Origin of the sequence: Aquabacterium sp. (assembly GCF_004297345.1) — a bacterium.
Taxonomy (GTDB): domain Bacteria; phylum Pseudomonadota; class Gammaproteobacteria; order Burkholderiales; family Burkholderiaceae_C; genus Aquabacterium.
This window is the reverse complement of sequence record NZ_SCTN01000180.1, coordinates 1-20,654: the sequence shown is the minus strand read 5'-3', so window position 1 is coordinate 20,654 and position 20,654 is coordinate 1. Positions and strand designations below refer to the sequence as shown.

Genomic DNA, 20,654 nt, shown 5'->3' with positions numbered 1-20,654 from the left:
ATCAAGAGATTGGCCACAAATTCTCTTTTACCCACATTGCCATGCCAAAATCCGCGGCTGGTTCAGTACCCCTAATGGAGACCTCATGGGATTTCTCGCCGGCAAACGCCTGCTGATCACCGGCCTGCTTTCCAACCGCTCGATCGCCTACGGTATCGCCAAAGCGTGCAAACGCGAAGGCGCCGAACTGGCATTCAGCTACGTTGGTGACCGCTTCAAGGACCGGATCACCGAGTTCGCCAAGGAGTTCGACTCTGAATTGATCTTCGACTGCGATGTCAGCAGCGACGAGCAGATCGACGCCATGTTCGCGGATCTGGCCAAGGCCTGGCCCAAGATCGACGGTTTCGTGCACTCGATCGGCTTTGCGCCTCGTGAAGCGATCGCGGGAGACTTCCTGGAAGGCCTCTCGCGCGAATCGTTCCGCATTGCGCATGACATCTCGGCCTACAGCTTCCCCGCCATGGCCAAGGCTGCCCTGCCCTACTTGAACGAGAACGCTGCCTTGCTGACCTTGTCCTATCTGGGCTCGGAGCGCATTGTGCCGGCTTACAACACCATGGGCCTGGCCAAAGCATCGCTGGAAGCCAGCGTGCGCTATACCGCCGCCAGCCTGGGCCCCAAGGGAATCCGCGTCAACGGCATCTCGGCCGGCCCGATCAAGACGCTGGCCGCGGCCGGCATCAAGGGCTTCAGCAAGATCCTGAGCGTGGTGGAAGAAAACGCGCCGCTGCGCCGCAATGTGACGATCGAGGACGTCGGCAACGTCGCCGCCTTCATGCTGTCCGATCTGGCTGCAGGCGTGACCGCCGAAATCACCTATGTGGACGGCGGCTTCAGCCACGTGATGGCGGGCAGCAGCGAAGCCAGCTGATCAACCGGTTGCTCACGCAGGAGCACCTCACGGGTGCTCCTACTGATGCTTCTGCCTGTAGGCTGCGGGCGTCATGCCCACCATTTTCTTGAACAGGCGCCCGAAAGCCACGCGATCCTGATAGCCGACGCGCGCGGCAATATCAGGCACAGGCAGCCTCTCCGACTCCAGCAAGTCCTTGCCGCGCTCGATGCGCACAGCCTGGAGATACTGAACCGGCGTCATGCCCGTCGCAGCCAGAAACCGCCGTTGCAGCGTCCGCACACTCACGTGGACCATCTCGGCCAACTCCTCCAGCGAGAAGGCCTGATCGCACTGAGCCTCCAGGCGATCCTGGATCAGCTTGATCTCACGGTCCGCGTGACGTCGCATCCCCAGCGAGGGCATGAACCTCGACTGAGGGCCCCGGCTGATATCCGTCACGAGCAGGGCAGCCAGGTCTTTGGCGGTACGCCGGTCCGCCAGCAATTGCACCGCATGCAGACAGGCATCCACCCCCGCCAGTGAGCCGCCCGAACAGATCAGGCCGCCCTGCTGCACCAGGTTCTCGCCTGCCAGCACATGCACGTCGGGATAGCGAGCTTGTAGGCCATCTGCCAGCATCCAGTGAGTGGTGACGCGCTTGTCCGCCAATCGACCGGTCGCCGCCAGCAAATAGGCGCCCGAGCACATCGTCACCACCAGCACCGACTCGGGCAGATCACGCAAGGCAGCCACCAGCACCGGGTGGCGCTCGACGGCGCGAGGCCCCATGGTCCACATCGAAGGCACGACCACCAGGTCCATGCCCCGCAGCAGGGACGCATCCCCCTCGACCCGCAGATCGCCGTCGGCATGACTGACGGCCCGCCCATCTTCGCTGACACGCGTCAACTCAAAACGATGTAGCCCTGGCAACTGGTTACCCATGCGGAATACATCCATGAGCAGCCCCAGGCTGGCCAGACTGGCCTCCTCGCACACCAGCACGCCAACGCGGTGCACGCGCTTGACAGCAGGTTTGGCGAGCGGCGAACGCATCTTGTCCATATCAGCATCAAAGATGTCCATAACGCCAATTCTAAGAAGCGAGCTGCTTTCTGAAAATGGCGATCAGCCTCTTGCCCGCATTACCCCGATGAAAAACACCGCTTCCGGCCTCACGCTTTACACGTTCGCGATGTCCCACTACAGCGAAAAGATCCGCTGGACACTGGACCACAGCCACATCCCGTATCGTGAAGTCTGCATGACACCGGTATTCCACATGCTGCCGGCCTTGCGCATGGGCAAGCAAGGGCAGACCACTCTACCCATCCTTCAAACGCCACGAACCGCGATTCAGAACAGCCCGCGCATTCTGGATTGGTTGATCGACAACTACGGCCCGCTCGACATCCTGCCTGCCGAGCACCTGCAGGCAGTGCGCGACATCGAGCAACGCTTTGATGCCATCGGCAAGGACGTGGCCCGCTTTCTGTACGCCAACAGCTTCGGCAAAGCCGACGAGCACATCCTGAAGCTATGGACCGACCACGCCAGCGCGCCCCAAGCTGCGTTCTTGCGGCTCGCCTACCCCATCGTGCGCTGGGGATTTCGGCGCAAGCTGCACATCACGGCCAAGCGTGCCGATCTGGCGCTCCAGCGCATCACCCGCGAGATCAACTGGCTGGACACCCAACTGGCTGACGGGCGCTTCTATCTGGTCAACAACCGCTTCTCGGCGGCCGATATCACCGTGGCGGCCCTGCTCGCGCCCATCGCCTGCCCGGCTCAGCACCCGGTGTATGGCGAACCGCTCTTCGCAGCCAGCATGGCCGACGCCATCCAACCCTGGCGAGATCGCAAGGCCTTGCAGTGGGTGCGCCACATGTATGACCTGCATCGCGGCGAATTCACGGGCGGCGCGTTTTCACCACAGAGCGATCGCCTGCGTGCATGAATGATCTGGATCACGTAGATGATGGTGTCATGGCCTAGGCGCATGCGCCTTCGCTTGGCACAATCAAAGCGTGAACCGGAGAACACCACATGGACAAACAAGAGCTGGCATCGCTGCTGAAGAAATTGCAGACAGAACTGGAGTCTGGGCAACCAGTGGACGCCCAACTCAAGCAGCAACTGCAGACACTGGATCAGGACATCCAGAAGGTGCTGGCCCAAGGCAGCCCGCTGACACGCGAAGGCAGCGACGCCACACTGGAAGACCGTGCGCAAGAGATTGAATCCCGCTTCGCCGCCGAGCACCCCTACATCGCCAGCACCTTGCGTGATGTGATGGACACGCTGGGCAAGATGGGCATCTGAGCCTCAGACCGGCCTCTTGGGCACAGCAGCCAGCAAGGTACGGGTGTAGTCGTCCTGCGGTGATTCAAACACCGCTTGCGCCTCCCCTTGCTCGACAACGCGCCCGGCCTTCATCACGGCCACACGGTCAGCCAGATAGGCGACCACGCCCATGTTGTGCGTGATGAACAACATGCCCAGGCCAAGCTGCTGCTGCAACTCCCGCAAGAGATTGAGGATCTGAGCCTGCACGGACACGTCCAGCGCGGAAGTGGGCTCATCGCAGACCAGCACGCGCGGCTCCACCGCCAAGGCGCGGGCAATCGCCAGGCGCTGGCGCTGACCGCCTGAGAACTCGTGCGGGAAACGATTGAGCGCATCGGCGCGCAAACCCACACGCTCGACCAACTCGCGCACCCGGGCCATGCGCTGATCAGCAGACCAATCAGGACGCAGGATCAGCAAGCCTTCTTGCAGGATGTCCTGCACGCGCATGCGCGGATTGAGCGATGCAAACGGATCCTGGAACACCATCTGCACGGAGCGGCGCGCATTGAGCAACGCTGCCGATTGCATGGCGAACAGATCCAGCCGGCCGGCGCCACCGTCCGCACCAGCATCCAGCCAGGCCTCACCCGAGACCTGGATCTGAGGCTGGCCGCGCAGCAACTGCACGATGGCACGCCCCGTGGTCGTCTTGCCGCATCCCGATTCGCCGACCAGTGCCAGCGTCTGCCCGGCATGCACCTGGAAGGACACATCGGCCACAGCCTGCACGACGTGCGGCAGACGGAACAGACCGCCACCGGATGTGAAGCGCACATTCAAGCCGCGCACATCCAACAGGGGCAAGGCGATGGCAGCATGCGCGGCTTGAGGCGCAGCAACGCTTTCAGGCGCCAACGCGGCCCGAACCTGAGCCGTAATGGCCGCCGCGCCCACTGCCAAACCAGCCACGCCGTCAACAGTCAGATTGGATGGCATGGCCGCATCGCCACTTCCAACCGGGAAAAAGCAGCGCACAGCCTGCTGCCCTTGCCGCTCCAGCTTGGGCGCTTGCGCACGGCACTGAGCCTGCGCACGCTCGCAACGCGGCTCGAAGCGGCACGCCGTGAAGGTCTGCCACAACGGCGGCACCGTGCCGGCGATGGCGGCCAGCTTCTGGCCACGCAACACGCCATCCGGCAAGGCCTGCAAGAGGCTGCGCGCATAGGGGTGACGCGGCCGCTTGAAAAACACCTCGGCAGGCGCTTCTTCAATGATCTGCCCGGCGTACATCAGCGCCACGCGATGCGCCATGTCTGCCACGACCGCCAGATCGTGCGTGATGAGCAGCAAGCCCAACTGGCGCTCACTTTGCAGCTCCTTGAGCAGATCAAGCACCTGCTTCTGTATGGTCACATCCAGCGCAGTGGTGGGCTCATCGGCAATCAGGAAGTCGGGCTCGGCAGCCAGCGTCATGGCGATCATCACGCGCTGCTTCTGGCCACCGCTCATCTCGAAGGGATAGCTGTCGATGCGGCGTTCAGGCTCGGGAATGCCCACGCGCTTGAGCCACTGAATGGCATTGTTGCGCGCCTGTGGCCCACGCAAGCCAGTGTGCGCCTGGATCGCCTCGACGATCTGATCCCCCACCCGCATGACCGGATTCAGGCTGGTGGCCGGTTCCTGGAAGATGATGCCCACACGGCCACCACGGATGCGGCGCATGCTCGACTCTGGCAGCGCCAGCAACTCGTTGGGCTTGGCATCGGGCACCTTGTTGCTCAAGGCCACACGGCCTCGCATCACGCGCCCGTTGTCTGGCAGCAAGCGCATGATGGCCAGCGCCGTCATGCTCTTGCCGCAGCCTGATTCGCCCACCAGCGCGAAGGTTTCACCACGTTGCAGCGTCAGGCTGACGCCATCGAGCGCCTTGACCAGGCCCGCGTCGGCGTCCAGCGCGACTTGCAGATCTTGCAGTTGCAGCATACTCAGGCTCCTGGTGCCGCCGCAAGGCGCTTGACTGGTTTGACCACTCGCGCACGCGGATCAAAGGCATCCCGCACTGCATCGGCAAACAGATTGGCCGACAACACGATGCCGACCATGAACACAAAAGCGGAAGCGAATGACCACCACACGACTGGATCACGCGACATCTCGACGCGCGCCTGATTGATCATGCCGCCGAAGCTGCTCATCGACGGATCCACGCCAATGCCCACGTAAGACAGCACGGCCTCGTACAGAATTAGGCTAGAGAACTCGATCACCGTGGTGATCAGCACCAGGTGCATCACATTGGGCAGGATGTGGCGGCGCATGATGCGCCAGGGGCTGGCGCCAAAGGCCGTGGCAGCCTGCACGTATTCCAGCTCGCGCAGCTTGAGCGTCTCGGCGCGCAACAAGCGGCACAGCCCGGCCCAACCCGTCAAACCCAGGATGACGCACAGCAGGAAGATCTTCATGTCGGCCCGCTCAAGGCCGGTTTCGAACAGCTCGGGGTGCTTGTCGATGAACACCTGCATCATCAACACGCACGCCGCGATCAACAGGATGTTCGGCACGGACGACAGCACGGTGTAGAGATACTGGATGACGTCATCCACCCAGCCTTTGAAGTAACCGGCCGCAATCCCGAAGGCCAGCGCCAGCGGAATCGTGGCAATGGTGGCCAGGCTGCCGATCACGAAGGCCGTGCGGATGCTCTTGATGGTGATGTAGAGCACGTCATTGCCCGTGCGGTCCGTACCCAACACGTGATAGCCCTCGCCCCAACTCAGCGACACGCCCCAGGCCAGCAAAAAGCCCATGCAACTGGCCGCCATCCACGCAGCACGCCAGGCCAGCGGGTTGTCATCGCCCATGCGGGAGCGCAAGGCCGCAAACAGCACCAGTGCGATCGCCACGCCGCCAGCTGTTCCTGCCAAGAGACGCTGCGCCACGTCAGCGGCCCAATCCTTGTCTGCGTCAAGCAGGCCGGCGCCGCCATGCTTGAGGCGCGGGAATACGCGCTTGGGCAAGGCTGGCATGCCGTTTTCATCGAGCACGGGCTTGTCGCCCAGCTTGGGAGGCACGGTTTCCTTGGTGAAACCTTGCGTGGCCAGGGGGCTGGAATAGCTGTTCTCGCGGCTGGCGATCAGCTTGGCCAGACCGGTGTCCAGCACCGATTCCGTCCGCGTGTCGTAAGCCAGCGCCTCGCCATGCACGATGGGCAAGGCGCGCCGGAAGTGAAGGCTGTCGGCCAGCGTCACCAGCAGCATCGCCCCCAAGACCACGGCAGAGGCCATACCTGCCGGTGTCACGAACACGCGCTGCCACGTGGCCCTCAAGGCCTCGTCGCGCCGGACCACGCGCACGTACTGCGCCAGGCCCAGCAACATCAGCCAGAGCACCACGTCGGTCCACAAGATGACGGTCTTGAATCCCATGATGTGTCGCGCCCGCCTTATTGCATCCGCACCCGAGGATCGGCCCAGGTGTAGGCCACATCGATCAGGATGTTGGAGAGGATGTAGAGCACCGAACCCAGGAAGACCATCGAGCGGACGATGGCGAAATCCTGACTGGCGATGGCTTCAATCGTGTAGGCACCCAGGCCGGGAATGCCAAAGAAGCTCTCGGTGAGCAAACCGCCCATGAACAAGCCAGGCAGCGCACTGCCCGCGCTCGTGATGATGGGCAGCATGGCATTGCGCAGTACGTGACGGCTCAACACCCGGCCCTCTGTCAGGCCCTTGGCGCGCGCGGTGCGCACGTAGTCCTTGCCGGATTCCTCCAGGAACAGGGTACGGAAAAAGCGCGCCTGCCCCGCCAGACTGGCCAGCAGCATCAGGCAGATCGGCAGCACCAGAAAACGCACGGCATCCAGCCCGTTGGCGTAGCCAGAGATGGGCGCCAGTTTGGCCATGCGCGAAAACAGGAACTGCCCGGCGATGATGTAGATCAGGCTGGAGATCGACATCATGAACACGCACAGCACGACGCCCCAGAAGTCGATGGGCGTGCCCCTGAACATCACCAGCCACAGCGCAAAGATGATGCTGGCCAGCAAGCCCAGCAGGAACAAGGGCACCGTGAGTTGCAGACTCACGCCCATGCGCTGGCGGATCTGGTAGCCGATGTCACCCGCGCTGGCGTTGTCAGCCCGCCCGAATTCGAACTTGAACAGCGAGATGGAGCGATCCCAGAACACGGTCTCGGTGACCTTGCTGGAACCTTCCGCCTTCGCATTGAACAGCAAGGGCTTGTCGTAACCGCGCTCGACCTTCCACTTTTCGATCTGATCAGGCGTGACGCGCTTGCCGCCAATATTCAGGCGCGCCATGTCGTCCGGCGTATTGACGGTAAAGAACAGCACGAAGGTGATCAGGTTGACCCCGATCAAGATGAGAAAACCGTAGCCCAGGCGGCGCAGGATGTACGACAGCATCAGCGCCCCTTGCTCAAAGATGTGGAAGGATCAGCCGGCAAGGCGGTCTGCATCTGGCGAGCGCGGATCATGCGCGCAGCCCACCAGCCCATACCAGCCAACATCAGGATCAGCATGACCAGGGGCAGATAGAAAGGCTTGTTCCACTCGCGCAGGCTACGGGCCCGATCTGCGGTGTCCAGGCGGTAGTACTGAGCCTGATCGCGCACCATGATGCTGGGTTTGCCGTTGTGCACCCAGCGGTGATAGGCGCCTGATGCATAGGGGAAGTAGCCCCAGGACCAAGGCGAGTCTTCCTGCAGGATGTGCACCATCTGGTCGATCACGGCCTGCTTGGCCGGGCCGTCATCCATGAAGCGCAGACGGGCGTAGAGCTTGTCGTATTCAGGGCTCTGGTAGTTGGCGGCGTTTTCACCATCGTGCACGGACTTGGCGCCCGGCCCATACAGCAGGAAGAGGAAGTTCTCGGCGTCCGGGTAGTCGGCCAGCCAGCCCCAACTGAAGATCTGGTGTTTGCCGCGGCGCACCTTGTCCTGGAACTGGTTGTAATCCGTGGCGCGGATTTCGAGCTGGATTCCCAGCTTGGCGAACTGCTTGGTCGTCCAGTCCAGCGTGGCCTTGGCTTCAGGCGTGGCGGGCGCACCGTAGTCATAGTTGAGCACCAGGGGCTTGCCCGTCTTCTCGTCTCGGCCGTCCGGATAACCCGCTTCGGCCAGCAACTTCTTCGCATCTTCGATAGGCCGGCGCACGATCAGGCCATTGACGACCTTGTGCGTCACCGGGTTGACGCCTTGCAAGGTGCCATGCCGCGAACCGAACACGCCTCCCGGCAAAGGCCCCTGCGCCACTTCGCCCGCCGCTTTCGGGAAGATGCGGTTGTACTCGTCCCAGTCAATGGCGATCGACAAGGCTTGGCGCAGCTTGCGGTTCTTCACCTTCTGCTCGGGAGTGTCGCCCTGCCCGACCACGGGATCCAGCCAGTTGAAGCCCATGTACTTGCTGGAAAGGTCCACATTGCGCGACAGCACGATGCCCTTGTCGCGGAACTCTTTGTCGAAGGATGGCGAATCCTCCATCTGGATCTTGTAGGCGTTGCCATAGCTCATCTGGTCGAACTCGGGGATGTCCAGATAGCCCTGGCGGAACTTGGTGTCCTGCGGCACCGATTCCTTCTCGATGTTGAAGACGATGGTGTCGATGAAAGGCGTGGGCTTGCCGCAATCAGCCAGGCGGCCCTCGGCCTTGTCTTGCGGGGTGCCTTCACAGGGATAAGGCTCGCCCCGGTAGTTGGGATTGCGCTTGAGCACGTGGCGGCGGTCCTGCACGTACTCGGTCATCATGTACGGGCCCGTGCCCACCGGCCAGGTGTTGAGCGACAAGCCATGATCGGCCATGCCGGGCTGCGAATAGAAGGCATCAGCCTCCCAGGGGATGGGCGCCAGGAAGGTCATGGCCATCCAGTACTTCCACTGGGGGTACTTGCCCATGATGCGGATGCGCAGGGTGTACTTGTCCACGGCCTGTGCGCCGGCCAGCGGCCATTGACGGAAATCCAGGAAAGGTTTGTCCCGCACCGAGGGCGCCAGACCAGCTCGCAGTTTTTTGTCTTCAGCTTGGATCAGCTTGCCGTAGTCGGCCAGGCCCACCACGTACTCCGAAAAGGTGCCGAAAACCGGCGCGGCCGTGCGGGTGGTGGCGTGGCGCTTGATGGCGTAGACGTAGTCATCAGCAACGAGCTCGCGCGTGCCTTGCTTGTCGAACTGCCAGGGGCTGCGCTTCTCACCCACGTCCGCCTTGCTCAGATGGTGGTAGAGATACTGGCCTTGTGCATCTTTGGCAAAGGCGGGATGCGGGGCAAACAGGATGCCGTGCTTGAGGCTGATCTCGTAGATGCTCTCGGCGATCTGATCGGCAGGGGCATCGTCAGGCAGTGCACGGCCTTGTTTGTCCACATAGTGCGGGGCCACCACGGCCTGGGCCGCACGCGGGATCAACGTGTAAGGCCGCTTGAGGTAGTGGTAGGCATACAGCGGCTCGTAGATCTGGTAGGTGTAGGGCGTCTCGTTGCTGCTGTAAGACGAGGTGGGATCCAGATAACGAGGCGAGCGCTCGTTGAACGCGGTATACAGCGTGTTTTGTGCGGCTGCGCCGTCTGGATGCGGACTGTTGTCGCACCCGGCCAGCACGGACAAGAGCAGGCCAACCAACCACAGGCGCATCACATGAACACCCCGGTTGGGGCCGGCATGAAAGCGTTGGGCAAGACTGGTCAGCAGGATGTGCATGGGCAGCTATTGTGTCCTGCCTTCAGTTCGCCATAGCTCGGTAGGATCACCACATCACAAAAGCGTCGCGCCCTTGCACCACCAGGTTGACCTGGCGGCCCAGCGGCAGCGTCAGCTTGACAGGCACGTGCCCGAAAGGCAGGCCGGTGAGGATCGGCGTCTTGATCTGGGTGCGCAGGTACTGGATCACCGTCTTGAGGTTGTAGCCACGGTCCAGAGGCGACTTGCGGTACTCAGTGAACGCACCCAGCACGATGGCCTTTTGCTGTTCGAGCACGCCGGCCTGGTGCAATTGCAGCAAGGCCCGCTCGATCCGGTAGGGATGCTCGTTGACATCTTCCAGGAACAGCACGCCGCCCTTGATCTTGGGGAAATGAGGCGTGCCCAGCAAGGCCTGCACGATGGCCAGGTTGCCACCCCACAAGCGGCCAGATACGGTCAACCCGTCGTGCCCGGCTTCGGCGCGAAAGCCCACCGCCTCCAGCTCACCCGTCATCGCTTCGACAAAACAGTCCTGGGTGACGTCGTCGCCGCCTTCGGGGCTGTCAGCGCGGCCGAAGTCATCACAGGCCATGGGGCCGGCCCAGAAGCCCGCCGTCACGCCCTCTTCAACCTTGGCCGGACCGGTCGCCTTGTGCGCCAGGGCGCCCAATTGCAAGGCCGTGACATCGCTGTAGCCAACCCAGGCGGTGCCGCGCTCCACGCTTTGGGCGATCAACGGCCAGTCGATGCGGTCCAGCAGCCGACTCAGGCCATAACCCCCGCGCGTGGCCAGTGCCACATGAGGCGCCGTCTGCGCCACACGGTGGATGGCCGCCAGCCTCACCTCGTCTTCACCCGCAAAGCGCTGGTGCTTGAGCAAGGCCGACTCGTCCACTTGTGCATCAAAGCCCAAAGCGGAGAGCCGTTTGGCGGCTTTGCGTACCGGGGCAGCCACCGGCACGATGCCGGACGGGCTGAAGATGATCAGGGAGGAGCGGGCATCAGTCATCCCGCTATTCTGACCTGAGTCTCAGCCCGGCATGGCCGAACAGACTTACATGCTGCTGCGTTGCGCCTTGGCCAGTGTCTTGACCTGGAAGCTGCCATCGTTGTCAAACAACCAGGCTTCGATGAACCCGTTGCGACGCAGCTCGGATTTGGCCTCTTCCGTCAACTGAATCGGCGGCGCGCGGCGCACGGTTTCCATGGCCCGCACCAGCATCTCCGGTTGTTCGTCATTGGTGCGCACCACCTCCGCACGCCAGTGATCGCCCTCATCCAGCTTCACGTTGAGCACGATCACGGCGCGCAGCAAGGGCTGGGGATTGCGGTTGTGAACCAACTCGGGAGAGCCGTCGTACACAGCATGGGCAAAGTCCTTGCGGATGTCGTCAGGTACGCCAGCAATGGCGGGTTTGGTCATGGCCAGCATGAGCCCGGCCACAAAACTGAAACAGAGTGTCTTTGCCTGCATGACGGACTCCAAATGAGTGGAACACCTGCATCCAGCAACTCATGCCGGCCATGTGGTGTCCAGAGGAGTCCCCCCGATCGCCTGTGACGGATTTGGCGAGGTGCCCGGAAATTGCCGAGCAGCTCATAGCGTGATGACCCGGCGAGCCCGCCGCCGGGGGCTCATCCAGGCTTTCGTGCCGAGAGTTCGCCAACCGCCAAGAGCAAGCTGGCGTTTCAAACGCTCACATTTGAGGGCTCAAGTTTTCCAACGTCCTGCAAACGGCTCTTTCTGCGTTTTTTGCACATGCATATGCGCAAATCATTGTTTTGCGCATAAGAAGCTCACAACAAAATACGGAATTCGCATGAAGAAAGCACCGCCATGAACTTTCAGCAGTTGCGCTCCGTACGGGAAGCCGTCCGCAGGGGCTTCAATCTGACCGAAGTCGCCAACGCGCTCCACACATCCCAGCCAGGGGTGAGCCGCCAGATCAGAGAACTGGAAGAAGAGTTGGGCATCGATCTCTTCGTGCGCGCGGGCAAGCGCCTGACCGGCCTGACCGAGCCAGGTACGCAAGTGCTGCCCATCATCGAGCGCATGCTGGCCGACGCCGACAACCTGCGTCAGGCGTCTCGCGACTTCTCCGAGCATGGTGTGGGCCCCCTGTCGATTGCGGCCACGCACTCGCAGGCACGTTACGCCCTGCCCTCAGCCGTCAAGGACTTCAGGGAAATGTTCCCTCAGGTCACGCTCAGCCTGCATCAGGGCTCGCCGCACCAGATCGCCAACATGCTGATCAACGGGGAAGCGGACATCGGCATCGCCACGGAGTCGCTGACGCAATACCCGCAACTGGTCACCCTGCCTTGCTACACCTGGACGCACGCCGTGGTCGTGCCACCGGGCCACCCTTTGCTGGACGGCGAACCGCTGACGCTGCAACGCCTCTCGCGCTTCCCCCTGATCACCTACGACGAGGGCTACACCGGCCGCTCGCACATTGACGAGGCCTTTGCCCGCGAAGGCATCACCCCATCCATCGTACTGACCGCCATGGACGCCGACGTGATCAAGACCTATGTGGAGTTGGGCATGGGCGTGGGCATCGTCGCGGCCATCGCGTTTGACGAAGACCGCGACCTGAACCTGCGCGGCATCGGCGCCGGCCACCTGTTTGCCGTGAACATGACGCGCCTGGCGTTCCGCAAGGGCGCCTTCCTGCGCAACTATGTGTACGGCTTCATCGAGACCTTCGCGCCACCGCTGACGCGCAAGGTGGTCGAAATGGCCGCCCGTGCCGAGACGGGCGAGCAGTTCGACATCTGATCGGTGATACCTGATCAGCGCTTGATGTAGATCTGGTCGAAGACGCCGCCGTCACTGAAGTGCGTCTTCTGCGCCTTGGTCCAGCCACCAAAGGCGTCGTCGATCGTGAACAGTCTGAGCTTGGGGAAGAGCTTGGCATACTTGGCCGCCGCAACTGGATCGATCGGGCGGTAGTAGTTCTGCCCAGCCAGGTCTTGCCCCTCTGGCGAATACAGGTAGTCCAGATAGGCCTGAGCCACGGGGCGCGTACCGCGTTTGTCCACCACCTTGTCGACCAAGGTCACAGGCGGCTCGGCCACGATGCTCACAGACGGGGCCACGATGTCGAACTTGTCCGGCCCCAGCTCCTTGATGGCCAGCAGGGCTTCGTTCTCCCAGGCCAGCAGCACATCGCCGATGCCGCGCTCAACAAAGGTGGTCGTCGCACCCCGTGCGCCGGAATCCAGCACCGGCACGTTCTTGTAGACCTTGCCGACAAACTCCTGCGCCTTGGCTTCCGAGCCAAACTTCTTCGCGGCATAGCCCCAGGCCGCCAGGTAGTTCCAGCGTGCGCCACCCGAGGTCTTCGGGTTGGGTGTGATCACCTGAATGCCGGGGCGCGCCAGATCATCCCAATCCTTGATGCCCTTGGGATTGCCTTTGCGCACCAGGAACACGATCGTCGATGTGTAAGGCGAGCTGTTGTGCTTGAGGCGCTTTTGCCAGTCACCCGGCAGGAGCTTGGCGCGCTGGCTGATTTCGTCGATGTCGTAGGCCAGAGCGAGCGTCACCACATCGGCATCCAGGCCATCGATCACGGAACGGGCCTGCTTGCCCGAACCGCCGTGCGAGGTACGCACGGTAACGTCGTCGCCGGTCTTGCCCTTCCAGTACTTGGCAAAGGCTTTGTTGTAGTCCTGATAAAACTCCCGCGTCGGGTCGTATGAGACGTTGAGCAGCGTGACCTCCTTGGCGTGGGCGACCACAGGCGCCAAAGAGGCCATGCTGATCGATGTCAAAGCCAGCGTCGACAGCGACAGATTCAGTAAGACACGACGTGAAGTGAAAAACGGGATGCGAGCAGTGGATTTCTTCATGACTTTGTTGCAGACATCAGTGCGAGTTGATGACTGAATCGTATGAAGAAGCCCTTGTGTTCAGAACGAAGCAAATCAGTGCTTCATATGCGGGAAACGCATGAACTCGGTGTTGCGCGGTGTTGGCTGCTCAGGGCTGGCGAATGGCCGCCAATTGTGTGCTCAGGCGCACGCGTAGCAGCGCCGCGTATTCCACCAGGCCGCCCAATGCCGCCACGCTGATCAAGGCGATCTTGAAGGCCTGTTTTTCGAAGGTGCGATGGTGCATGGCTGTGTACTCCCGGCCAGCCAAAGGGTCATGGCTGCGAAAGACAGCTTATGAGGCGTAAATGACACGCCAGTGACAAGGCACCCGCCGCTTGTCGCACACCTGACATCTGCGCGCCCTAGCCTTTCTGGTTTCCTTCGCCTCTCAACGCGTCTACCGACGTCCTGCAGCGTGCCCCCATCCGTCCTGCCCGAACTGGAAGAATTGCATCGCCTGATCGAGCTGGGCGGCCCCCATCTGGACACGCAAGTGATGTGCAAGATCCAGATGGGCTCGCATCCGTTCGATGTGCTGGCCGTTTCCATGGGATCGCAGGATCCGACCGCGCCGGCCATTGGCTTCTTCGGCGGCGTCCACGGCCTGGAGCGCATTGGCGCCGAGGTGGTGCTGGCCTATATGGGCAGCCTGGTACACCGATTGAAGTGGGACAGCCTGTTGCACGCCCTGCTGGCCGAAGTCCGGCTGGTGTTCATGCCCTTGGTCAACCCTGGTGGACTCTGGCAAGGCACGCGCGCCAACCCCCAAGGCGTGGACCTGATGCGCAATGCCCCGGTCGAGGCCCTTGAGGACGTGCCCTTCCTGATCGGCGGCCAACGCCTGAGCGCCACCCTGCCCTGGTACCGCGGCCCGGAAGGTGCCCCCATGCAAGAGGAGAGCTATGCGCTGTGCCAGGTGGTCGAGCAAGCCATCCTGCCTCGACCTTTCAGCCTGACGGTGGATTGCCACTCGGGCTTCGGCGTGCAGGACCGCATCTGGTTTCCCTTCGCCCATACCGCCGAGCCGCTGCCCCATCTGGCCGAGCTCCACGCCCTGCACCGCATCTTCGATCAGAGCAACGCGCACCATCGCTATGTGTTCGAGCCCCAGAGCGTGCACTACCTGACCCATGGCGATCTGTGGGATTACCTCTACCTGCTGGGCCGCGAACGCCATTCCGAACACATCTTCCTGCCCCTGACACTGGAGATGGGCTCCTGGATCTGGGTGAAGAAGAATCCACGCCAGTTGTTCACCCGGCATGGCATCTTCAACCCGCTGATCGCGCATCGACAACAGCGGGTGTTACGCCGCCACATGGCCTTGCTGGACTTCATGGCCCGCGCCGTCGCCAGCCACAGTCGCTGGCAACCCGACGAGCAGGAGCGCGATCTGCATCACAGGCAGGCACTGGCCCGCTGGTACCCCGAGCGGCCCAAGGTCAAACGTGCCGGCAGAGGCCAAACAAGATGAGCACACGCCCATGAGCACCTGGATCCTTTTACGCGGTCTGACCCGGGAACAAGGCCACTGGGGTGCATTCGTGCCCCTGCTTCAACAAGCCTTGCCCGCAGGCGAGCAGGTTCTGACACCGGACCTGCCCGGCAATGGCAAACTGCATCTGCATGACAGCCCCACGCGGGTGGAAGACATGGTTGAAGCGGTGCGCGGCATGTTGCGCGCGCAAGGCCACTGCCCGCCGTACCAGGTGATAGCGATGTCACTGGGCGCCATGGTGACGGTCGCCTGGGCTCACGCCTACCCTGATGAACTGAGCCGCTGCGTGTTGATCAACACCAGCTTGCGGCCCTTCAGCCCCTTCTGGCATCGGCTTCAGCCGCGCAACTACCCCACGATCCTGAAACTCCTGGCATCTCAAGCCACCGCACACGATTGGGAAAGCGCCATCATGGCCATGACCACTCGTCACCCATCGAATCCAGACAAGACGCTGGCAAAGTGGCTCGCCTTACGGGCCCGGCACCCGGTCAGTACACGCAATGGCTTGCGCCAACTCTGGGCCGCCACCCGTTACCGTGCGCCGAGGCAAGCGCCGCAGGTCCCCACGCTGATCCTCAACAGCCTGGGCGACCGTCTGGTCAACCCGGCCTGCTCAGCCGCGCTGGCCCAGCAATGGCAATTGCCACTGCTCAGGCATCCCACGGCGGGGCATGATCTTCCGCTGGATGCGGCGCCTTGGGTGGTGGCGCAGATTCAGTCCTGGCTGGCATCGCTGGCGCATCCACAGCAGGAGGCGTCGAGCCCAGGCCCATGACCTGCTCACCGCCCAATGCTTCCAGCAGATCCGGAATCAACTCGATCAGCTCGCCCGTGGCAATGGCGGCATCCGCATCAAACGCCTCGCCCTTGTCCATCTTGCCGGCTGCCGCCATGGGGCCCTCGAACACGACGTCCAGAAAGGCCACCTTCTTGAGCTGCATGGATTCGCTCAGGATGAAGGACACCCGATCGCGCCAGGTCATGGCCACCCGCGTGGGCACCTTGCCGCTGACGATGTGCTGCTTCACCTCATCCGTATCCAGATCGTGGCGCGCATAACGCACCACCGACTTCATCTCATCCGTTGACTTCAGCTCGCACTCGCGGTCGATCGTGAACTGATAAGGCGGCTCGCCCGAGCCCAGCCAGTGGGTCATCGCCACGGCTGGCGACATCTCCGTCTGGATCAATGACAAGGCCAGGCCCTGATTGGCGTTGATCAGCATCGTGACCACCTCATCGGCCTTGCCCTGGCTGCCGCAATCGAGCATCAACAAGCGCTGCTTGGGCGCGATCCACACCCGCGTCACCGACTGCTTCGTGAAGGCCATGGGCAGCAACTCCAGCAGCGCCTGCTCCTTGAGCTCCTTCATGATCTTCTTGCCGGGCTTACGGCCGGTGTTCTTCTCCATCTGCTCGGCGATTTCTTCCGTGCGACGCTTGACCACCGAGCCCGGCACGACGCGTTGCTCGGTCATCAACTTGAGCAGCATGTGGCCATCAACCACCTCCACCAGCGGCGCGTGCGCCTCGCCACGTGGCTCGACCCAACCCGACGATTTCTGTTGCGTGGCCCCACAGGCGACAAAACGCTCCTTGTCCAGCACGGCCTCGATTTCCGCTGCGCTGGCAGCCCAATCCGGGCCCATTCGATACACCGTCAGATTCTTGAACACATTCGACCTTCAACTAACCCACCAAAGCAAACGCCTCTGACCTGGCAGAGGCGTTCTCTTAAGCGCCCAGTGTAGCGGAGTACCCCACCTCACCGATTTGTGGCGTGCACAGCAAAAATACCGATATCCATCCAGTTTTTCGGATTCAGATAAACCCGCAAAAGGGCGATAAGGTTTTACCAACAGGGAGTACGCATGCCAACCACTATCGATTCTCAGATCGGGAGCACTGCGCGCCAGTCAGCGCCACCCCCGTCTCTGCGCGATATGCTCAAGGACATCACCATTCCGCCTCGACCCAGCTCCCTGGTCGATCTCAAGCTGGAACTGGAACAGGCCGAGCCGCGCATTGATCGCCTTGTCGCGATCGTCAACTCAGACGTGGCCATGTCGGCTGCGCTGCTCAAACTGGCCAACTCACCTTGGCTGGGCATGAGCAGGCGCATCGGCAATGTCGCCGAGGCCTTCAACATCATCGGCTTCAAGCGATGTGAGCACATTCTCACGGAAATCGCCTTGCGCAAGGTGCTCCCGACCGAAGGGCCCGCCCTCTTCCGTTTCTGGGACGTGTCCTCCAAGCGCAGCCAGGCCATGGGCATGCTCGCGCGCCGCGTCGGCATCGATACCGAGACAGCGCAGACCATGGGCCTGTTCGCCGATGTCGGCATCCCGCTGCTGGCGCAGCGCTTCACACAACCCTCCTATATCGAGACACTGGTCGAAGCCAACCGCAGCGAACGGGCGTTCACGCAAGTGGAGCAGGAACGACACGCCACGGATCACACGGTCATTGGCTCCCTGCTGGCCCGCTCCTGGGGGCTGACGCAAGACATTGCCAACGCTGTCAAGCTGCATCACGACTACGACTACCTCAAGGAAGGCGCCACCAGCATCGTCCATGAGTTGATTGCCTTGTGCCTGGTCGTCGAGCACATCATCCAGCGCTTCCAGGGCCTCAACAACCATGCGGAATGGGTCAAGGGTGGCGCACTGGCCATGCAGACCCTGGCGATTTCCAACTCGGATATCGACAGCTGGGCGGACGAACTCCACGAACGCTTCGCCGGCGACAACTGAGTCGTCAGTAATCACCCCCCTGCGCAATGGACAAGCGCATGGTGGTGCCCTTGGCATCACTGTGCAGCACTTGCACTGCCCCACCATGCAACTCCATCACCCGGCGAACGATATAGAGCCCCAAGCCCTTGCGTTTGGTGCTCCGTTCTTGCCTGGCGCGATCCTCCCGCTCAAATAGCCGGGGAAGCAGTTCAGCGGCAATGCCATCGCCCGCATCCACAACATCAATCAACAGCGCCAGAGGATGATCGCAATCCGAAAGGCGAATCACCACTGGTGAACTCTCTGGACTGAACTTCAAGGCATTGGACAAGAGATTGCGCAACGCCAGGCGCATCAGGCCAACCTCCATGGAGGCCGTGCGTGTCTGCGTGCGACGCTCGATCAGCACCCGCCCCTTCTGGCGAGGCGCCATGTCGCCAATGGCCAGATTGATCACCATATCGATGTCCACATCCTCGCGCTGGATGGGCCCTTTGGCCATCAGCAAGGACGCCACGGACAAGGTATTGTCAATACAGGCCTGTACATCGTGAATCACCTGCCTGGCCCTGGCTGCGGGTGATGCCATTTGCTCGTTGCGCGAAGGCTCCATCGCGCTGGTCGTGGACTGAAGGGCCGCTGAAGCGTTGTTCAAGGGCTGGCGAACTTCATGAGCCAGCACGTCCAGCAACTCCTCGCGCTCATTGAGCAACTCTTTGACGCGCTGGTTCTCCAGCTCCAGCCACATGGCCTTGACTCGCGCCTCCTCGCCCTCTTTCAGCTCAGTGATGTCCGCCATGAAACCCAGGGACTCACCGGAATCAGCCGACAGCAAAGCCGCATTGACGTCAATCCACAATACGCGCCCATCCTTGCGCCGCATTCGGCTCTGCGCACGCGCGTACTCACCTTTCGATCGATCAGCCAGAATGGCCTGCCCAAAGCTGCGGTGATCCTCATCGTTGAGAAACAGCATCCGGGTCGACTGATTCACCAACTCGTGCGGGGCATAGCCAAAGATACGCGTCATGCCAGGATTGACCCACACAAAGTGCCGATCAATGACCTTGGCCATGCCGATCAAGTCGTTGTTCAGCATGGTGGACTGATCCAGCATCACGTGCTCCAGGACTTGCCTGGCTTCATGCAAGGAGGTGATGTCATGCAGCACCGAGCGGGTATGCATGAAGCGCCCCCCGGCATCCTTCACGATGGAGGCATACACGCTGACCCGGCGCAGCTCGCCATGCCGCCCCTGGAGCTCCACCTCCAGCCCGGACACACCTTGTCCTGACAGCACATCCGGAAAACGCTGCTGAAAAATGCGACGCCCCTCTTCTGTGAAAAAGTCCATGGGACCCAGTCGGCCCAATACCTCTTCGCGCGTCACGCCCAGCCAGCGCAACTCCGTTTCGTTGATGCGTGTGAATCGCCCTGCGGCATCCAGCGTGTGATAGCCGCAAGGTGCATTGTTGTAGAGATCGCCAAGTTCATCGGCAGCTTGCGCCAGCTGACTCTGCAAACGGATCTGCTCGGTAATGTCCACAAACGATGCCACCACACGAGATGGCGTCTCGCCACCGTCATCGAAGATAGGCGAGGCATTGATCTTGATCCATCGCCGGCCTGAGTCGGACGCATCCACGCCCATGATCTGATTGCGCTGCGGGCAAGCTGTCCTCAGGGCGACCATGCTGGGGTGATCAAGTCCAACCCACTCGGAGCCATCCTCCCTGACGGAACGCCAGCGTGAATCGGTGGAGGTCCGCCCCATCAGTTGATCGCAAGTCAAGCCCAGGATGCGCTGGGCGGCGTCATTGACTTCGATGACACGCCCATCGCGATCCTGAATCACGATGCCCTCTGACATGGCAGAAAGAACCACCTGAAGGTCGCTCACAGAATCTCCCCAATGCGCCCGACTGCAATCAAAATATCGCCGATTGGCACTTTACGCGCAGTTCGAGCATCGAGCAGCAAAAGAAAAACCCCCAAGCGATTGCTCACTTGGGGGCTTCTTGTTCTGGCGGAGACGGAGGGATTCGAACCCTCGATACGCTTTTGGCGTATGCTCCCTTAGCAGGGGAGTACCTTCGACCACTCGGCCACGTCTCCAGCAACAGCAAGCATTCTAGCTCAGAAATCCGAGCTATCAGCTTGTTGCGCTCAAAACAACGCGTCGTGCAACAACGCCGATCAGGCCTTGGCTTCTTCCAGGCCGAAGGCCTTGTGCAGTGCACGCACAGCCAGTTCCATGTACTTCTCGTCGATGACAACAGAAGTCTTGATCTCGCTGGTCGTGATCATCTGGATGTTGATGCTTTCATCAGACAGGGTCTTGAACATCGTGGCGGCAATGCCGGCGTGACTGCGCATGCCGATACCCACGATCGAGACCTTGCAAATCTTGGGATCGCCCACAACCTTGGCAGCGCCCAGCGAAGGCAGCACCTTGGTTTCGAGCAACTCCACGGTCTTGCCGAAGTCGTTGCGATGGACCGTGAACGAGAAGTCCGTCTTGCCATCGTGCGACACGTTCTGAATGATCACGTCGATGTCGATGTTGGCCTCGGCCACCTTGCCCAGGATCTGGTAGGCAATGCCAGGGGTGTCGGGCACGCCGACCACGGTGATCTTGGCTTCGTCGCGATTGAACGCGATACCTGACACAACGGCTTGTTCCATTTTCTCGTCTTCCTCAAAACTGATGAGCGTG

At 61.7% G+C, this 20,654-nt stretch carries 18 protein-coding genes, 1 tRNA gene and 1 pseudogene; 7 read left to right on the top strand and 13 right to left on the bottom strand.

The features are described 5' to 3' along the window. Positions 1-85 precede the first annotated feature (85 nt). Entirely contained in the window at positions 86-874 is a 789-nt protein-coding gene (gene fabI, locus EPO09_RS06170; RefSeq protein ID WP_290641245.1) for an enoyl-ACP reductase FabI, read from the top strand. A gap of 39 nt (positions 875-913) precedes the next feature. On the opposite strand, the gene EPO09_RS06165 is transcribed toward fabI, so the two are convergent. Then, positions 914-1,924: a GlxA family transcriptional regulator gene (locus EPO09_RS06165; RefSeq protein ID WP_290641243.1), complete on the bottom strand. Its 1,011-nt coding sequence runs from the start codon at positions 1,922-1,924 to the stop codon at positions 914-916. Here EPO09_RS06165 and EPO09_RS06160 point away from each other — a divergent pair. Together EPO09_RS06160 and EPO09_RS06155 are read left to right on the top strand one after the other, a co-directional pair. Next, complete coding sequence (locus EPO09_RS06160) at positions 1,917-2,795, top strand: glutathione S-transferase (RefSeq protein WP_367200047.1); 879 nt, start codon at positions 1,917-1,919, stop codon at positions 2,793-2,795. The genes EPO09_RS06165 and EPO09_RS06160 overlap by 8 nt on opposite strands. A gap of 89 nt (positions 2,796-2,884) precedes the next feature. After that, entirely contained in the window at positions 2,885-3,160 is a 276-nt protein-coding gene (locus EPO09_RS06155) for a DUF4404 family protein (RefSeq protein ID WP_290641239.1), read from the top strand. A 3-nt stretch (positions 3,161-3,163) separates the two neighbouring features. On the opposite strand, the gene EPO09_RS06150 is transcribed toward EPO09_RS06155, so the two are convergent. The 6 genes from EPO09_RS06150 to EPO09_RS06125 are packed head-to-tail and all read right to left on the bottom strand — an operon-like array spanning position 3,164 to position 11,294. Beyond that, on the bottom strand, positions 3,164-5,110 hold the full coding sequence (locus EPO09_RS06150) for an ABC transporter ATP-binding protein (RefSeq protein ID WP_290641237.1): 1,947 nt from the start codon (positions 5,108-5,110) through the stop codon (positions 3,164-3,166). A gap of 2 nt (positions 5,111-5,112) precedes the next feature. Beyond that, positions 5,113-6,552, bottom strand: a complete 1,440-nt coding sequence (locus tag EPO09_RS06145; RefSeq protein ID WP_290641235.1) for an ABC transporter permease subunit — start codon at positions 6,550-6,552, stop codon at positions 5,113-5,115. A gap of 17 nt (positions 6,553-6,569) precedes the next feature. After that, complete coding sequence (locus EPO09_RS06140; protein WP_290641233.1) at positions 6,570-7,553, bottom strand: ABC transporter permease; 984 nt, start codon at positions 7,551-7,553, stop codon at positions 6,570-6,572. Beyond that, a complete protein-coding gene (locus EPO09_RS06135) occupies positions 7,553-9,838 on the bottom strand; it encodes an ABC transporter substrate-binding protein (RefSeq protein WP_290641231.1) in 2,286 nt (761 codons plus the stop codon). The genes EPO09_RS06140 and EPO09_RS06135 overlap by 1 nt, the downstream gene beginning before the upstream one ends. Before the next feature lie 46 nt (positions 9,839-9,884). Next, positions 9,885-10,829, bottom strand: a complete 945-nt coding sequence (locus EPO09_RS06130) for an LD-carboxypeptidase (RefSeq protein WP_290641229.1) — start codon at positions 10,827-10,829, stop codon at positions 9,885-9,887. A 45-nt stretch (positions 10,830-10,874) separates the two neighbouring features. Then, entirely contained in the window at positions 10,875-11,294 is a 420-nt protein-coding gene (locus EPO09_RS06125; protein ID WP_290641227.1) for a hypothetical protein, read from the bottom strand. 363 nt (positions 11,295-11,657) lie between these two features. Between EPO09_RS06125 and EPO09_RS06120 the strand changes: the two genes are divergently transcribed. Further along, entirely contained in the window at positions 11,658-12,602 is a 945-nt protein-coding gene (locus tag EPO09_RS06120; protein ID WP_290641225.1) for a CysB family HTH-type transcriptional regulator, read from the top strand. Positions 12,603-12,616: 14 nt separating this feature from the next. Here the strand turns inward: EPO09_RS06120 and EPO09_RS06115 are convergent, their stop codons facing one another. Next, positions 12,617-13,585, bottom strand: a complete 969-nt coding sequence (locus tag EPO09_RS06115; RefSeq protein ID WP_290641246.1) for a sulfate ABC transporter substrate-binding protein — start codon at positions 13,583-13,585, stop codon at positions 12,617-12,619. 223 nt (positions 13,586-13,808) lie between these two features. Continuing rightward, positions 13,809-13,946, bottom strand: coding sequence for a hypothetical protein (locus EPO09_RS06110; RefSeq protein WP_290641224.1), 138 nt, complete (start codon positions 13,944-13,946; stop codon positions 13,809-13,811). Positions 13,947-14,117: 171 nt separating this feature from the next. Between EPO09_RS06110 and EPO09_RS06105 the strand changes: the two genes are divergently transcribed. After that, complete coding sequence (locus tag EPO09_RS06105) at positions 14,118-15,176, top strand: M14 family zinc carboxypeptidase (RefSeq protein ID WP_290641221.1); 1,059 nt, start codon at positions 14,118-14,120, stop codon at positions 15,174-15,176. Positions 15,177-15,186: 10 nt separating this feature from the next. Further along, positions 15,187-15,849, top strand: a pseudogene (locus EPO09_RS06100) (alpha/beta fold hydrolase); the annotation flags it as partial. A gap of 4 nt (positions 15,850-15,853) precedes the next feature. Here the strand turns inward: EPO09_RS06100 and EPO09_RS06095 are convergent. Further along, on the bottom strand, positions 15,854-16,879 hold the full coding sequence (locus EPO09_RS06095) for a recombination-associated protein RdgC (RefSeq protein ID WP_290641219.1): 1,026 nt from the start codon (positions 16,877-16,879) through the stop codon (positions 15,854-15,856). A 195-nt stretch (positions 16,880-17,074) separates the two neighbouring features. On the opposite strand from EPO09_RS06095, the gene EPO09_RS06090 reads away from it, so the two are divergent. Further along, positions 17,075-17,956: an HDOD domain-containing protein gene (locus tag EPO09_RS06090; protein WP_290641218.1), complete on the top strand. Its 882-nt coding sequence runs from the start codon at positions 17,075-17,077 to the stop codon at positions 17,954-17,956. 4 nt (positions 17,957-17,960) lie between these two features. On the opposite strand, the gene EPO09_RS06085 is transcribed toward EPO09_RS06090, so the two are convergent. The 3 genes from EPO09_RS06085 to EPO09_RS06075 form a co-directional block, all read right to left on the bottom strand. Beyond that, positions 17,961-19,838, bottom strand: a complete 1,878-nt coding sequence (locus tag EPO09_RS06085) for a PAS domain S-box protein (RefSeq protein WP_290641216.1) — start codon at positions 19,836-19,838, stop codon at positions 17,961-17,963. 124 nt (positions 19,839-19,962) lie between these two features. Then, a tRNA-Ser gene (locus EPO09_RS06080) sits at positions 19,963-20,053 on the bottom strand. An 81-nt stretch (positions 20,054-20,134) separates the two neighbouring features. Then, the coding region (locus EPO09_RS06075) for an ACT domain-containing protein (protein ID WP_290641214.1) at positions 20,135-20,654 on the bottom strand (520 nt) is incomplete at its 5' end.